This is a genomic window from Amycolatopsis heterodermiae, from assembly GCF_034929455.1.
In the GTDB taxonomy this organism is placed as follows: domain Bacteria; phylum Actinomycetota; class Actinomycetes; order Mycobacteriales; family Pseudonocardiaceae; genus Amycolatopsis; species Amycolatopsis heterodermiae.
In genome coordinates this window covers 598817-614050 of sequence record NZ_JAYFSI010000004.1, presented here as the reverse complement: position 1 = coordinate 614050, position 15234 = coordinate 598817, and the positions used below count along the sequence as shown (strand labels likewise).

The window sequence follows — 15234 nt, the reverse complement described above, 5'->3', positions numbered from 1 at the left end:
CAGTCAGGAAAAGGCAACGCTCTAGTGCGCACCCACCTCGAGCACCCGGACCACGGCCGAGCCGGCCTCGTCGGACGCGGCCAGGTCGACCTCCACGCTGATGCCCCAGTCGTGGTCGCCCGCCGGGTCGTCGAAGATCTGGCGGACCTTCCAGACGTCCGGCAGCTGCTCGATGATGATCAGCGCCGGGCCGCGCGCGTCCGGGCCGGTGCCGAGCGAGTCGTACTCCTCGAAGTAGTCCTCGATCGCGTCTTCCCACGCCCCGGCGTCCCAGCCGGACGCCGCGTCCAGCTCGCCCAGCACGTTCCACGCCCGGCGCCCGAACAGCTCGACCCGGCGGAACAGCTCGTTGCGCACCAGGACGCGGAACGCGCGCTCGTTGCGCGTGACGGCGGGCGGTTCGGACGGCGGCCGGTTCGACACCGGACCCTCTTCGTCGGGGTGCCGCAACGCTTCCCACTCGTCGAGCAGGCTGGAGTCGACCTGCCGGACGAGCTCGCCGAGCCACTCGATGAGGTCCTGCAGCGGCTCGGTCTTCGCCTCGTCGGGCACCGTGTGGCGCAGCGCGTCGTAGGTGTCCGCGAGGTAGCGCAGCACCAGGCCCTCCGACCGCGCGAGCTGGTAGAAACCGATGTACTCGACGAAGTTCATCGCGCGCTCGTACATGTCGCGCACGACCGACTTCGGCGACAGCTCGTAGTCGTCGACCCACGGGTGGCCCTGCCGGTAGCTGTGGAACGCGCCCTGCAGCAGCTCTTCCAGCGGCTTCGGGTACGAGACGTTCTCGAGCAGCTCCATGCGCTCGTCGTACTCGATGCCCTCGGCCTTCATGGCGTTGACGGCCTCGCCGCGCGCCTTGAACTGCTGCTGCGACAGCACGGGCCTCGGGTTGTCCACAGTGGATTCCACAGTGGACACGACGTCGAGCGGGTAGCTCGGCGACTCGAGGTCGAACAGCTCGATCGCGGCCAGCGCGAACGGCGAAAGCGGCTGGTTGAGCGCGAAGTCGAACTGCAGGTCGACGGTGAGCCGGACGATCCGGCCCTGCTCGTCCGGCTCGGGCAGCCGCTCGACGACACCGGCGGACAGCAGCGCGCGGTAGATCGCGATGGCGCGCAGGATGAGCTTGCGCTGCGACGCGCGGTCCTCGTGGTTGTCCTCCAGCAGGTGGCGCATGGAGTCGAACGCGTTGCCCGGGCGCGAGATCACGTTCAGCAGCATCGAGTGCGTCACCTTGAAGCTGGACGTCAGCGGCTCGGGCTCGGCCGCGATCAGCCGGTCGAACGTGCTCTCGGTCCAGTTGACGAAGCCCTCCGGCGCCTTCTTCCGGACGATCTTCTTTTTCTTCTTCGGGTCGTCGCCCGCCTTCTCCAGCGCCTTCGCGTTCTCGACGACGTGGTCGGGCGCCTGCACCACGACGTAGCCGTCGGTGTCGTAGCCCGCCCGGCCGGCGCGGCCGGCGATCTGGTGGAACTCGCGGGCCTTGAGGTGGCGCTGGCGGACGCCGTCGTACTTCGTGAGCGCGGAGAAGACCACTGTCCTGATTGGTACGTTGATGCCGACGCCGAGGGTGTCCGTCCCGCAGATCACCTTCAGCAGCCCGGACTGGGCCAAGGTCTCGACCAGTCGGCGGTACTTCGGCAGCATGCCCGCGTGGTGGACGCCGATGCCGTGGCGGACCAGCCGCGAGAGCGTCTTGCCGAAGCCGGCGGAGAACCGGAAGTCGCCGAGCAGCTCGGCGATGGCCTCCTTCTCCGCCTTGGTCGTGACGTTGATGCTCATCAGCGTCTGCGCCCGTTCGATGGCCGCGGCCTGCGAGAAGTGCACGACGTAGACCGGCGCCTGGCCGCCGTTGAGCAGCTCGGACATGGTCTCGTGCAGCGGGGTCAGCGCGTACCGGAAGGTCAGCGGCACCGGGCGCTGCACCGACGTGACCACCGCCGTCGGCTTGCCGGTGCGGCGGGTGAGGTCCTTCTCGAAGAAGGACACGTCGCCCAGGGTCGCCGACATCAGGACGAACTGGGCCTTGGGCAGCTCGAGGATCGGCACCTGCCACGCCCAGCCGCGGTCGGGCTCGGAGTAGAAGTGGAACTCGTCGGCCACGACCTGCCCGACCGGGGCGTCGGCCCCGAACCGCAACGCGATGTTCGCCAGGATTTCGGCCGTGCAGCAGATGATCGGCGCGTCCGGGTTGACGGCGGAGTCCCCGGTCATCATCCCGACGCTGTCCGCGCCGAAGATCTCGATGAGCTGGAAGAACTTCTCCGACACGAGCGCTTTGATGGGCGCGGTGTAGTAGCTGCGGCGGCCGTGGGCGAGCGCGGTGAAGTGCGCGCCGACGGCGACGAGGCTCTTCCCGGAGCCGGTCGGCGTCGAGAGGATGACGTTCGATCCGGAGACGACCTCCATCACCGCCTCCTCCTGCGCCGGGTACAGCTCGATGCCCCGTTCGGCCGTCCAGGTCGTGAAGGCTTCGAACAGGGTGTCGGGGTCGGGATCCGCAGGCAGGAGGTCTGTGAGAGTCATCAGGCGTCCATCGTGCCATCCGCTCGTCGCAAAGTCGGCAGGGGCAATCGCGTCGCGCGTGGTAAACCCGTAGGCTTCGCGGTACCGCGCATCGACCGGGGGATACATTCGGTCTCGCGCGCACACGGGCGGTAATCCGGAGGGCTTAGGAATGGCACAGGACATCATCCCGATCGAACTCGGCCTGCCGCAGGGGGACGTCGTCACCCTGTGGGCGCCGCGCTGGCGGGAAGACGGCGAGGAGTGGGAAGCGTTCCTCGGCGACGAGGACGACCTGTACGCCTTTCCGGACGCAGCGCACCTAGCCGCGTTCGTGCGCACGTCCGAGCGCCACGACCTGCTGGACCACCCGGCGTGGGACGCCGTGCCGTCGCTGAACGTCCCGGAGCTGATCCCGGACGAGGACCACACGTACGACCTCGTCGGCGTGCCCGAGCTCGTCGCCGAAGAGCCGGACATGTGGCACATCGCGGAGCTCGCCGAGATCATCGGCATCGTCCGCTCGCTCGCCGACGTCTGCGACCTCGAAGAGGTCCACGAGATCCTCGACTCGACCGAGGGCTTCTCGCTGCTCGACCAGGGCACCCTCCCGTTCACCGGGAGCGTCGGCGTCCAGGTGTGGAACGACCTGTCCGAGACCGTGTCGACCAAGTGGGACACGATCCTGGACGCGATCGACGGCCTGGTGACCGCGCCCGACGTCGACGAGAAGGTCCTGGAGCAGACCGCCGAGGAGCTGGCGGCGTTCCACGAGGAGTCCGCGGAGGCCGAAGCCGGCGCCGAGGGCGAAGAGGACCTCGAGGCCATCGACTCGGCCGACGCCGATGACGACGAGGACGAGGACGAAGAAGAGGACGAGGGCCCGGTCGGCTTCTGGGCCGAGGTCGGCATCGACCCGATCAAGATCATCACGTCCGGCGCGGAGTACTACACGCTGCGCTGCTACCTCGACGACGCGCCGGTGTTCCTCGGCAGCGAGGGCGAGATCGACGTCTACACGTCCGAGAAGGCGCTGGCGCGGGCCCTGGCCGACGGCAAGGACCTCGCCGACACCGACCTCGCCGACGTGTCCACCTGGGAAGAGGTGCTCGCCAAGGCGACCGCCGGCGAGCTCGAGATCGAGGTCGACCAGGAGAACACGTACGTCCTCACCGGCATCGACGCCGACATCGCCGAAGGCCCGGAGGCGATCGACCCGACGCAGCTGGAGCTGGCCGTCGAGCTGATCACGGACGCGGCCGACTGGGCGGGCGACGACACGGCCGAGACGGCACTGGCGGGCAACGAAAGCCTGGGCTGGCTGGTTTCGTTCGTCCTGCGCCCCGACCCCACGCGCCTCGAGCCGAGCGCCCCGTTCGACGCGGAGCAGGGCTCGTGGCGCAAGCTGGTGGAGACGTTCGAGAACCGCCTGACGGTCGCCTGATCTTTTTGGTTCGTCGAAGGCCACCTCCCCGTCCGTTCGGGAGGTGGCCTTCGTCGTGTCGTCTCCCCAATCACGCGTGTCGTCCGTCCAAGCACGCGTGTCGTCCATCCAGGCACGCGCGGAACGCCGAACTCGCGTGATCGGGGGCGTAACTCGCGTGATCAGCGGGGCATCTCGCGTGACTGGGGAGGCATCTCGCGTGATTGAGAGGGCATCACGCGTGATTGGAGGGTCGACTCGCGTGATTGAGGGGACGACACGCGTACCCAGGCGGACGACACGCGTACCTGGGTGGACGACACGGGGTCAGTCGCGGGGCTCCGCGCGGGTCGGGACCACCAGCACCGCCAGTGCCGGGAAGATCGCCGCGACGCAGAAGGCCAGCGCGTAGCGGCTGTCGCCGATGACCAGGCCGAGCAGGGGCGGCGTGAGCGACGCCGCGATGTTCTGGCCCGTGTTCTGCGTGCCCATCGCGCGGCCCGACCACGCGAGCCCCGCCAGCTCGGCCGACGCCGTGAAGCCGAGGCCGTTGTCGGCGACCGTGATGATCCCCGCCAGGGCCAGCGCGAGCAGCACCAGCCACGGCCACGTCGTGTCCCCCAGCGCCACCAGCAGCATGACCAGGCAGCTCAGCACCGCGAGCTGCCGCATCGGGCGCAGCCGGCTGCCGACGCGGTCGGACCACCAGCCCGACCCGAGCCGGCCCGCGGCGCCCAGGATCTGGACCACCGCCAGGTACCAGCCCGCCGACAGCGGGCTCCAGTGCTGCACCGCGACCAGGTAGACCGGCGCGAACGCCGACACCGCGAACTGCGGGACCACCAGCAGCGCGCTCGCGCCGTGCACCCGCCACAGCGTCGCGTGCCGGTACGGCGAAGGCGGCTTCTCACCCGAAGCCGGCCGAGGCGGCCGCGGCGGGTCCGTGACGAGCCAGGCCACCAGCAGCGCGACGACGATCGCCAGCCCGGCCGGCAGCAGCATCGCCGCGCGGAACCCGAAGTGCGCGGCCAGCGGCGGCAGCCCGAGCGCCGCGACGCCGACGCCCAGCGGCTGGGCCGTCTGGCGGATCCCCATCGCGACCCCGCGCTCGGACTTCGCGAACCAGCCCATGACGACCCGGCCGCTCGCCGCGTTCACCGACGCCGTGCACGCGCCGGCCACCAGGAACACCCCAAAGAGCAGCCCGACCGAGTGAGCGCCGAGCCCGGCGTACACCAGGAGTAACCCCGAGGCCCCCAGCCCGAGGGCCATGATCAGACGCTCTCCGTAACGGTCCGCAGCCGCGCCCCACACGATCAGGGTGAACAACAACCCGATGCTCGGGGCCGCGACGACCGTGCCGGCCTGGGCCAGCGTCAGCCCTTCCGCCGCCCGCATGGCCGGGACCAGGAACGGGAGGCCGTAGAGGAACGAACAGCTCGCGGTCTGCGCGGCGAGGCCGAGCGCGAGGATGAGCCACCGTCGTGAACTCGCCTGCACCTGCTCGACCGAACCGTCCGCGACCTGCGCCATCGTCGTCACCGTCTCAAAATCTGAGAACAACCTCCTACATGGTGAACGATAGTTGTCGTGCCTAAGGACCGCAACCACCGATCGGCGGCCACGGTCCGGAGCCGGCAGGTCAGCGCAGGGCGGCGTACCCGGGCTTGATCACGTCGTCGATCAGCGCGAGGCGGGAGTCAAAATCGATGAAGGCGGATTTCATCGCATTGATCGTGAACCAGCGCAGCTCGTCCAGGCCATAGCCGAAGGTCTCGTGCAGCGTGGCGAATTCGCTGGTCATCGTGCATCCGCTCATCAGCCGGTTGTCCGTGTTGACGGTCACCCGGAAGCGCAGCTTCGCCAGCAGCCCGATGGGGTGCTCGGCGATCGAGCGCGCGGCGCCTGTTTGGACGTTCGACGTCGGGCAGATCTCCAGCGGGATACGGCGGTCACGGACATAGGCGGCCAACCGTCCAAGGTGGACCGTGCCGTCGGCGTCGCTCTTGATGTCCTCGATGATCCGCACGCCGTGCCCCAGCCGTTCGGCGCCGCAGTGCTGAATCGCCTCCCAAATGGACGGAAGTCCGAACGCCTCTCCGGCGTGAATGGTGAAATGCGCATTGTTCTGCCGCAAATACTCGAAGGCGTCGAGATTGCGGGTCGGCGGGAATCCGTCCTCCGGTCCGGCGATGTCGAACCCGACGACGCCGGCGTCGCGGTAGCGGACGGCGAGGCTGGCGATCTCGAGGGCCCGGGCGTGCTGGCGCATCGCGCAGAGCAACGTCCCGACGCGGATCGAACCGCCGGCCGCGGCCACGCGCCGTGTGCCCTCCGTGAACCCCGCCTGGACCGCCTCAACCACCGCATCGAGTGACAGACCGCGTTCGACGAACAACTCCGGTGCGTAGCGCACCTCGGCGTAGACGACGCCGTCGGCGGCCAGGTCTTCGACAGCTTCCGCGGCGACCCTGACCAGGGATTCCTCCGTTTGCATCACACCGCACGTGTGCGCGAACGTCTCGAGGTAGGACACGAGTGAGCCGGAGTCGGCCGCTCGGCGGAACCAGCTGCCCAGCTCGGCGGCGTCGGTGGTGGGCAGGCCGGCATAACCGGTGGCGTCGGCGAGCTCGGCCACGGTCGACGGCCGGAGGCCGCCGTCCAGGTGGTCGTGCAGCAGCACCTTGGGCGCGCGGCGGAGCGTCTCGATGGGCAGATCAGGGCTTTCGTCAGGCATCCCCCAACGGTAACCTCGTTGTCATTCCCCTACATGGCCGTAACCCTCAGCCTCGGGCTAACCCTGAGCGTCGAGGATCAGGTAACGAATCGGCCATCCGGGGGCGGCCTCCGCAATACCCGCTTCACGGGGGCCATACGCACAGCAATTTCGCAATCGTTAAGCTTCGTGGCACGTCCCTCCATTTCCCCGCCGACGAAGGACACACAGCAGTGACCACTGACAACCACATTGCCGCCCCGTCCTTCGACCGGATGCGCAACATGCTGGTGCGCGCGGCCGAAGTGCGTGAGAGCGAGCAGCAGCAGATCTTCGACGCGCTCGACGACATCTACGCCCGCCTCGCGCCGGTGGACTCGCTGGGCGCGGTCCGCAAGCGGCTCTCCGAGATGCCCGACCGCACCGAGGTCAGCGTCCTGGCCGAGCGCCTCGACGAGACGATGTCCCGGCTGGAGGCCCAGGACAACGCCATCGCCGCGCTGACCCGCGCCGTCGAGAGCATCGTCGACAAGCTGGCCAAGCCGTTCGCCCAGCTCGACGGGCGCCTCGACGGCATGGCCGCGCGCTTCGAGGGCGTCGCGGGCCGGATGGACGGACTCGAGGACAAGCTCCAGAACATCCACCGCCGGATCGACGAGGTCGGCGGCCACCTCGACAAGCAGGACGCGAAGCTCGACTCGATCCCGCAGTCGGTGCTCGGCCCGGTCCGCGAGCGGATCGAGCAGGCCGAGGCGTCGCTGCGCGACCGCGTCGACCACGCCGACCACGAGCTGCGGGGCAAGGTCGACGAGCTGAGCCGCGTCACGCAGGAGCGCATCGGCGAGCTGGACCGCGTCACCGGCGAGCGGATCGGCGCGAACACCGAGGCGCTCAAGGTCGCGCTGACCGAGACCGGCGAGATGATCGACGCCTCGGACCGCCTGGAGAAGCTCGGCAACCGCCTCGAGACGGTCACCACCCGCCTCGACGACTTGGCCGGCCGCCTCGACAAGGTGGAGGACGGCTTCCTCTCCGGCATCGGCGACCTCGACGGCGCGCTCAAGGCCGGGCTGTCCAAGGTCGAGGGCACGCTGTCGAAGCAGCCCGACACCGACTCGGTCGACACGCTGGTCCGCAAGAGCAACGACGAGAGCGTCCGCCGCATCGGCGGCCAGCTCGACGAGGCGATGGCGACGTTCGCGGAGCTGATGCTCGGCGGCGGCCCCGCGGTGCAGCAGATCGCGCCGCCGCCCCCGGCCCCGCGCCAGCCGCGTCGCAGCTCGCGCAACGGCCGCGCGCCGAAGCCGGCCGACGCCAAGGCCAAGCCGGGCGAAGGTTCGGAAGAGCCCACGGAGTAAGCAGCACGAACGAAGAGGCCCCCACCGGCATGCCGGTGGGGGCCTCTTCGCGTCAAGAGTCACTCGGACGGGTGATCATCTTCGCGATGATGATCACACCGTGCCGCGGATCGTCTCCCGGACGATCGGCGACGGGGCGGGAGCCACGGAGGCGACCGAGTAGGCGCCTTCCAGCGCCGCCAAGGCCGCGGGGACCGCGGACGGCGTGTCCGTGTGCAGTTCCAGCAGGGGCTCACCCTCGGTGACGGCCTCGCCGGGCTTCGCCAGGCACAGGATGCCGGCCGCGGCCTGCACCGGGTCCTCCTTGCGGGCCCGGCCCGCGCCCAGCCGCCACGACGCGACGCCCACCGCGTACGCGTCCAGCGACGCCAGCACCCCGGAAGCCGGAGCGACCACGGTGTGGACGTGCGACGGCTTGGGCAGCGGCGCCGACGGGTCACCACCCTGTGCCGAGATCATCCGGCACCACGTCTCGTACGCCTCGCCCGACGCCAGCACCGCCGCCGGATCCGCGGAAACACCGGCCAGCGCCAGCATCTCCCGCGCCAGCGCCAAGGTCAGCTCGACGACGTCCGACGGCCCACCGCCCTGCAGGACGGAAACCGACTCCGCGACCTCGACCGCGTTGCCGACCGCCCGCCCCAGCGGGACGTTCATGTCGGTCAGCAGCGCCGTCGTCGGGACGCCGTGGTCGACGCCGATCGACGTCAGCGTCGAAGCCAGGGTCCGCGCCTGGTCCAGCGTCTTCATGAACGCGCCCGACCCGAACTTCACGTCCAGGACCAGCCCGGACGCGCCCTCCGCGATCTTCTTGCTCATGATCGAGCTGGCGATCAGCGGGATCGACTCCACCGTCGAGGTGACGTCCCGCAGCGCGTACAGCTTCTTGTCCGCCGGGGCCAGCCCGGACGTCGCCGCGCAGACCACCGCGCCGACGTCCTCCAGCTGCGCCTGGATCTCCGCCGTGGACAGGGCAGCCCGCCAGCCGGGGATGGACTCGAGCTTGTCGAGCGTGCCGCCGGTGTGCCCGAGACCGCGGCCGGACAGCTGCGGCACGGCCGCGCCGCACGCGGCCACCAGCGGCGCCAGCGGCAGCGTGATCTTGTCGCCGACCCCGCCCGTCGAGTGCTTGTCGACCGTCGGCCGGGTCACGTCCAAGGAGAGCCGCTCGCCGGACGCGATCATCGCGCCGGTCCAGCGGGAGATCTCGTCGGAGTCCATGCCCCGCAGGAAGATCGCCATCGCCAGCGCCGACATCTGCTCCTCGGCGACCACACCGTGGGTGTAGGCGTCGACGACCCAGTCGATCTGCTCGTCGGTCAACCGGCCGCCGTCCCGCTTGGCGCGAATGACGTCGACCGCGGAGAACGCGGTCACGGTAGGTCGTCCGGGCCGAAGGCGTCCGGAAGCACGTCCGACATCGGCAGGATGCCGCTCGGCGTGTCCACCAAACACTGGGACCCGCCCAGCTCGAACAGGATCTGACGGCACCGGCCGCACGGCATCAGCAGGTCACCGGCGCCGCTGCGGCACGCGACGGCGACCAGCTTGCCGCCGCCGGACAGCCGCAGCTGGCCGGCCATCGTGCACTCCGCGCAGAGCCCGAGCCCGTAGGACGCGTTCTCGACGTTGCAGCCGACGACCACCCGGCCGTCGTCCACGATCCCGGCGACGCCGACGTGCAAGCCCGAATAAGGCGCGTACGCATGGGAAGCAGCTTCGATCGCCTGAGAACGCAGAGCGTCCCAGTCTATTGTGGACACTAGTCCTCACCTCGCCGGTACGGCTGCCCGTCGGCCTTCGGCGGCCGCAGCCGCTGCGAAGCGACGGCGAGCACGATCAGCGTCACGAAGTGCGCGGTGTACGGGATCAGGTCCGACGGCAGCGTGTCGTTCGACCAGTAGATCAAGTACAGGATCCCGGCGCCGACGACGCCGAGCCCGGCCGCGATCCACTGCCGGCGGAACAGCTGGACGACGACGATCACGGCGACCAGGATCACCGCGCCGTACAGCAGCGCGAGCACCGCTTCGCCGCCACCGGAAAGCTGCAGGCCGTCGGCGTACCCGAACAGCGCCGCGCCGCCGAGGAGGCCGCCCGGGCGCCAGTTGCCGAAGATCATCGCCGCGAGGCCGATGTACCCGCGGCCGTTGGTCTGGTTCTCCAGGTAGTCCGCGCCGCCGCGCAGCAGCACGAGCGAAGCGCCACCCATGCCGGCGAACGCGCCCGAGATCAGCATCGCGACGTACTTGTGCCGGTAGACGTTGACCCCGAGGGACTCCGCGGCCACCGGGTTCTCACCGCACGAGCGCAGCCGCAGGCCGAAGCGCGTGCGCCACAGCACCCAGAAGCTGATCGGCACCAGCAGGATCGCGATCATCGTCAGCGGCGCCACCTCGGTGACCAGGCCGCGCAGGACGCCCGCGACGTCGGAGATCCCGACGCGCTGCTCCTTCTCGAGGTCACCGAGCCAGTCGGACAGGCCCGAAGCCGAGTAGGTGTCGAACTTCGGCACCACCGGCGACTGCCGCGGGTTGCCCGACAGCGGTTCGAAGATCAGGTTCGCCAGGTACTTCGTGACGCCGAGGCCCAGCAGGTTGATCGCGACACCGGAGACGATGTGGTTGACGTTGAACGTCACCGTCGCCACCGCGTGCAGCAGGCCGCCCAGTGCGCCGAACGCGATCGCGGCCAGCAGGCCGGCCCAGACACCGCCGTTGTACGAGCCCCAGGCGGCGCCCCAGGTCCCGAGGATCATCATGCCCTCGAGACCGATGTTGACGACGCCGGCGCGTTCGGCCCAGAGGCCGCCGAGCGCGCACAGCAGGATCGGCAGCGCCAGGCGCAGCGCCGTCGACGCGGTGTTGGACGACGTCAGTGCCGAGACGCCGGTGGAGTACGACGCCGTCGAGATCACGGCGATGGCGATCACGGCCCAGATGACCCCGCGGAGCCAGCCGGGGATGCGGGATCGCTTGCGGTGCACCGGCATGGCGCCGGGGCTGCCCGCGTCGGGGCGGGAAACGTCGGTGACGGCCATCAGACGGCACCTCCCCCGGCGACCGAGGCGGGCTTGGCGCCGAGTGCCCGGCCGACTCTGCGTTGTTCGGCGGCCAGGTCGGCCCGCCGCACGATCTCGTACGCCACGACGACCGACAGCACGATGATGCCCTGCATGATCGTCGCGATCTCCTTGGACACGTTGATCTGCTCCAGCGACACCGCCGAGGTGTCGAGGAACGCCCACAGCAGCGCGCCGAGCGCGATGCCGCCGGGGTGGTTGCGGCCCAGCAGCGCGACCGCGATGCCGGTGAAGCCGTACATCTGGGTCGAGGTGATGCCGTAGGTGTAGTCGCGGCCGAGCAGCTCCGGCATCGCGACCAGGCCGGCGACACCGCCGGAGAGCACCATCGCGATCAGCGTCATCTTCTTGGCGTTGACCCCGCCCGCGGCGGCCGCGGTGGTCGACTCGCCGGACGCCTTGAGCTCGAAGCCGAACCGCGTGCGGTTGAGCATGAACCAGTAGGCGGCGCCGATGATGGCGGCGATGATCACGAACCCGAAGAGCGTGCCCGAGCCGAGCGGGATGCCCGGGATCCGGCCGGACGGCGCGATCTCCCGCGTCCCGATGTTGTTGCCCCGCTGCACGCCGAACTGGTCGGCGTTGATGAGGAAGGCGATGATCCCGCCGACGATCGAGTTCAGCATGATCGTCGCGATCACCTCGCTCACCCCGCGGGTGACCTTCAGAACCGCCGGGATGGCCGCGTAGAACGCGCCGGCGACGACCGCCACGATGAGGATCACCAGCGTGTGGATCACCGGCGGCAGCTGCAGGGCACCACCGACGATGGCCGCGACGACCGCGGCGAACCGGTATTGGCCCTCGACCCCGATGTTGAAGAGGTTCATCTGGAAGCCGATGGCGACCGCGAGCCCGGACAGGTAGTACACGGTCGCGAGGTTCACGGTGTCGACCGCGGTCGAGCCCTTGAACATCTGGCCGATCATGGTGCCGTACGCCTGGAGCGGGTCGGCCCCCGAGACGATCAGCGCGATCGCCGACAGCAGCACGGCGAACGCGATCGCCAGCAGCGGTGGCAGCAGTTTCGTGCGCCAGGAGGTCATTCGTCGTCACCCTCTCCGGCGCCGGTCATCGCCGAGCCCAGTTCCTGCGGCGTCACGGTCGCCGGGTCGGCTTCGCTGACGAGCCGCCCGCGCAGCATGACGCGGATCGTGTCGGACAGGCCGATGAGCTCGTCGAGGTCGGCCGAGATCAGCAGCACGGCGAGGCCGGCGGCGCGGGCCTGGCGGATGTTCTCCCAGATCAGCGCCTGCGCGCCGACGTCGACCCCGCGCGTGGGATGCGAGGCGATGAGCAGCACCGGGTTGCCGGACAGCTCGCGTCCGACGATCAGCTTCTGCTGGTTGCCGCCCGAAAGCGCCGCGGCCGGGACGTCGATCCCCGGCGTGCGGACGTCGTACTCGCGCACGATCCGCTCGGTGTCCGAGCGGGTGCCGGCGATGTCGAGCAACTGTCCTTTTGAGACCGGTTCGCGGGTCTGGTAACCGAGCATCCGGTTGACCCACAACGGTTGCGTGAGCAGCAGGCTGTGCCGCGTGCGGTCCTCGGCGATGTACCCGATGCCCGCCTCGCGCCGCGCCAGCGTGCCCGCCTTCGTCAGGTCGCGGGCCTTTCCGTCGGCGTCGACCAGCTCGATCGTGCCGCCGGACGCCTTGCGCATGCCCATGATGGTCTCGACGAGCTCGGTCTGGCCGTTGCCCTCGACCCCGGCGACGCCGAGCACCTCGCCCGCGCGCACGGTGAAGGTGATGTCGTCGAGCGCGTTGCGGTCGGAGCCCTCGGCGCCCAGCGTCAGCCCGGTCAGCCGCAGCACGGCCCGGTCGGTGACGGTGGACTCGCGGGTCTCCGGGCTGGGCAGCTCGGAGCCGACCATCATCTCGGCGAGCTGGCGCGAGGTGATGGTCTTCGGGTCGGCCGTGCCGACGGTGGTGCCGCGCCGGATCACCGTGACGGTGTCGGCGATCGCGCGCACCTCGTCGAGCTTGTGCGAGATGAAGAGGAAGGTGTAGCCGTCGGCCTTCATCTCCCGGACGGTCGCGAAGAGCGCGTCGACCTCCTGCGGCACGAGCACCGCGGTCGGCTCGTCCAGGATGATGATCTTGGCGCCGCGGTAGAGCACCTTGACGATCTCGACGCGCTGGCGGTCGGCGACGCCGAGCTCCTCCAGCAGCGTCTCCGGCTTCGCGTGCAGGCCGGTGCGCTGCGCGAGCTCCGCCAGCCGGGCGCGGGCGGCGCGGCCGATGCCGTGCAGGCCCTCGGCGCCGAGGAAGACGTTCTCGCCGACGGTGAGGTTGTCGGCGAGCATGAAGTGCTGGTGCACCATGCCGATGCCGGCGCGGATGGCGTCCTGCGGGTTGCGCAGTCTCACCTCGTCGCCGTTGATCGCGATGGTGCCCTCGTCCGGCGGCTGCATGCCGTAGAGGATCTTCATCAGGGTGGACTTGCCGGCGCCGTTCTCACCACAGATGGCGTGCACCTCGCCGGTGACGACGGTGAGGTTGACGTCGGAGTTGGCCACCACGCCAGGGAAACGTTTGGTGATCCCGGTCAGCTGGACGGCGGGCACGCCCCGGTCGGGGACGGCCGCGGCCGGGGCCTCGGCAGTGCTCATGGGCGGGAGAGTTCCATCTCTGTCAAAACACGTGAGGGCTCGGAGGGCGCTTGCCCTCCGAGCCCTGCCCGCGTTGTCAGTTACTTCTGCGGCTTGTCCGAAACGGTGATCGCGCCCGAGATGATCTGGGCCTTGTACCCGTCCAGGACGTCCTTGATGTCGTCGACCTTGCCACCGGAGGTGGCGTAGCCGACGCCGTCGACCTTGAGGTCGAACCGCTTCGGCAGGGTCGTCAGGTCACCCTTGGCGACGGCCTCGATGTAGGAGAACACCGCGACGTCGACGCGCTTGAGCATGGACGTGATGATGACGTCCTTGTCGGCCGCGACGGTCTTCTGGTTGTACTGGTCGGAGTCGACGCCGATGGCCAGCGCGTTGCCCGACTTGGCGGCGTCGAAGACACCCTTACCGGAGGCCCCGGCGGCGTGGTAGATGACGTCCGCGCCCTTGGCGATCTCGGCCTGCGCCTTCGCGTTGCCCTTCGGCGGGTCCTGGAACCCGGAGAAGTCACCGGCCGGCGTGAGGTACTCGTCCTCGATCTTGATCTTGCTGGAAACGGTCTTCGCGCCCTGCAGGTAGCCGGCCTCGAACTTCTGGATCAGCGGGGTGTTGACACCGCCGACGAAGCCGATGTGGCAGCTCTTGCTCTTGTACGCGGCGGCGACGCCGGCCAGGAACGAGCCCTGCTCCTCGGCGAAGACCAGCGGCGTCACGTTCGGGAGCGTGATCGAGTCGTCGTCGACGATGGCGAACTTGGTGTTCGGGTACTTGGCGGCGACGGCCTTGACCGAGTCGGCGTAGGCGAACCCGACCGCGACGATCGGGTTGAGGCCCTGCGAAGCCATCTGGTCGAGGCGCTGCTGCTTGGCCGATTCGGCCTCGCTGGCGGACGCGGTGCTCTCGTTGACCGTCGTCACGCCCAGGTCGGACTTGGCCTTGTCGGTGCCCGCGGCGGCGGCGTCGTTGAAGGACGCGTCACCCCGGCCGCCGACGTCGAAGGCCAGGCCGATCTTCAGCTTGCTGCCGTCGACCTTGCCACCGGCGGCGGCGGTGCTGCTCGACGCGGCGGGCGCGGCGGGCGGCTTCTGCGCGGTCACGCAGTCCGAACCGCCCGACGAAGGCGCGGCGCTGTTGTTGCTGCTACCACCGCTCGAGTCCTTGGCGCACCCGGCCAGGGTGAGCACCCCGGCCATGGCCACGGCGGCCAGCGCGGTTCCACGCATGCGACGCAACGTGTGTCTCCCTCCCCGCTGATCCAGCGGATGGTCAAGGGCGCGTCCCGGCCCAACTGCCGGGTCGACCGCCAGACCGTACCCAACGGACAGGAATGCGCCATAGGAAAGGCACGCTACGTAACACAAACGTTTACTCACGAGTCGCACGCGCGACCGGATGTATACCCAACGTGATCATCGGGCGCGCCGCAGGCCACTTTCGCCGGGTTCGCGGGGGTCATGACGGCCAAAATGCCGCCGGACGTCACCGATTGTGCCGGGTGTCCGTGATCGACGGCCAGCACGGTCACCCTGTGAGACG

General features: G+C 69.6%; 11 protein-coding genes. 2 read left to right on the top strand and 9 right to left on the bottom strand.

The annotated features are described in order from the left end of the window. Nucleotides 1–21 precede the first annotated feature (21 nt). Complete coding sequence (locus VA596_RS21995; protein ID WP_323329677.1) at nt 22–2526, bottom strand: DEAD/DEAH box helicase; 2505 nt, start codon at nt 2524–2526, stop codon at nt 22–24. A gap of 151 nt (nt 2527–2677) precedes the next feature. Between VA596_RS21995 and VA596_RS21990 the strand changes: the two genes are divergently transcribed. Further along, nucleotides 2678–3949: a primosomal protein gene (locus VA596_RS21990; protein WP_323329676.1), complete on the top strand. Its 1272-nt coding sequence runs from the start codon at nt 2678–2680 to the stop codon at nt 3947–3949. A 306-nt stretch (nt 3950–4255) separates the two neighbouring features. Here VA596_RS21990 and VA596_RS21985 read toward each other — a convergent pair whose 3' ends face one another. Continuing rightward, nucleotides 4256–5461, bottom strand: coding sequence for an MFS transporter (locus VA596_RS21985; RefSeq protein WP_323329675.1), 1206 nt, complete (start codon nt 5459–5461; stop codon nt 4256–4258). Between the two features lie 109 nt (nt 5462–5570). Next, entirely contained in the window at nt 5571–6665 is a 1095-nt protein-coding gene (locus tag VA596_RS21980; protein WP_323329674.1) for an adenosine deaminase, read from the bottom strand. A gap of 212 nt (nt 6666–6877) precedes the next feature. On the opposite strand from VA596_RS21980, the gene VA596_RS21975 reads away from it, so the two are divergent. Further along, entirely contained in the window at nt 6878–8002 is a 1125-nt protein-coding gene (locus tag VA596_RS21975; RefSeq protein ID WP_323329673.1) for a PA containing protein, read from the top strand. A 93-nt stretch (nt 8003–8095) separates the two neighbouring features. Here VA596_RS21975 and VA596_RS21970 read toward each other — a convergent pair whose 3' ends face one another. The 6 genes from VA596_RS21970 to VA596_RS21945 form a co-directional block, all read right to left on the bottom strand. After that, on the bottom strand, nt 8096–9379 hold the full coding sequence (locus VA596_RS21970) for a thymidine phosphorylase (RefSeq protein ID WP_323329672.1): 1284 nt from the start codon (nt 9377–9379) through the stop codon (nt 8096–8098). Next, complete coding sequence (locus VA596_RS21965) at nt 9376–9765, bottom strand: cytidine deaminase (protein WP_323329671.1); 390 nt, start codon at nt 9763–9765, stop codon at nt 9376–9378. Before VA596_RS21965 ends, VA596_RS21970 begins: the two co-directional genes overlap by 4 nt. Continuing rightward, the gene (locus VA596_RS21960) at nt 9765–11042 is read right to left on the bottom strand and encodes an ABC transporter permease (RefSeq protein WP_323329670.1); all 1278 of its coding nucleotides are present in this window, start codon (nt 11040–11042) and stop codon (nt 9765–9767) included. The genes VA596_RS21965 and VA596_RS21960 overlap by 1 nt, the downstream gene beginning before the upstream one ends. Further along, on the bottom strand, nt 11042–12130 hold the full coding sequence (locus VA596_RS21955) for an ABC transporter permease (protein ID WP_323329669.1): 1089 nt from the start codon (nt 12128–12130) through the stop codon (nt 11042–11044). The genes VA596_RS21960 and VA596_RS21955 overlap by 1 nt, the downstream gene beginning before the upstream one ends. After that, nucleotides 12127–13698 (bottom strand): ABC transporter ATP-binding protein, encoded by a 1572-nt coding sequence (locus tag VA596_RS21950; RefSeq protein WP_323329668.1) that lies wholly within the window; start codon nt 13696–13698, stop codon nt 12127–12129. Before VA596_RS21950 ends, VA596_RS21955 begins: the two co-directional genes overlap by 4 nt. Nucleotides 13699–13778: 80 nt before the next feature. Beyond that, nucleotides 13779–14921, bottom strand: a complete 1143-nt coding sequence (locus VA596_RS21945; protein WP_323329667.1) for a BMP family lipoprotein — start codon at nt 14919–14921, stop codon at nt 13779–13781. Between the last annotated feature and the right edge of the window lie 313 nt (nt 14922–15234).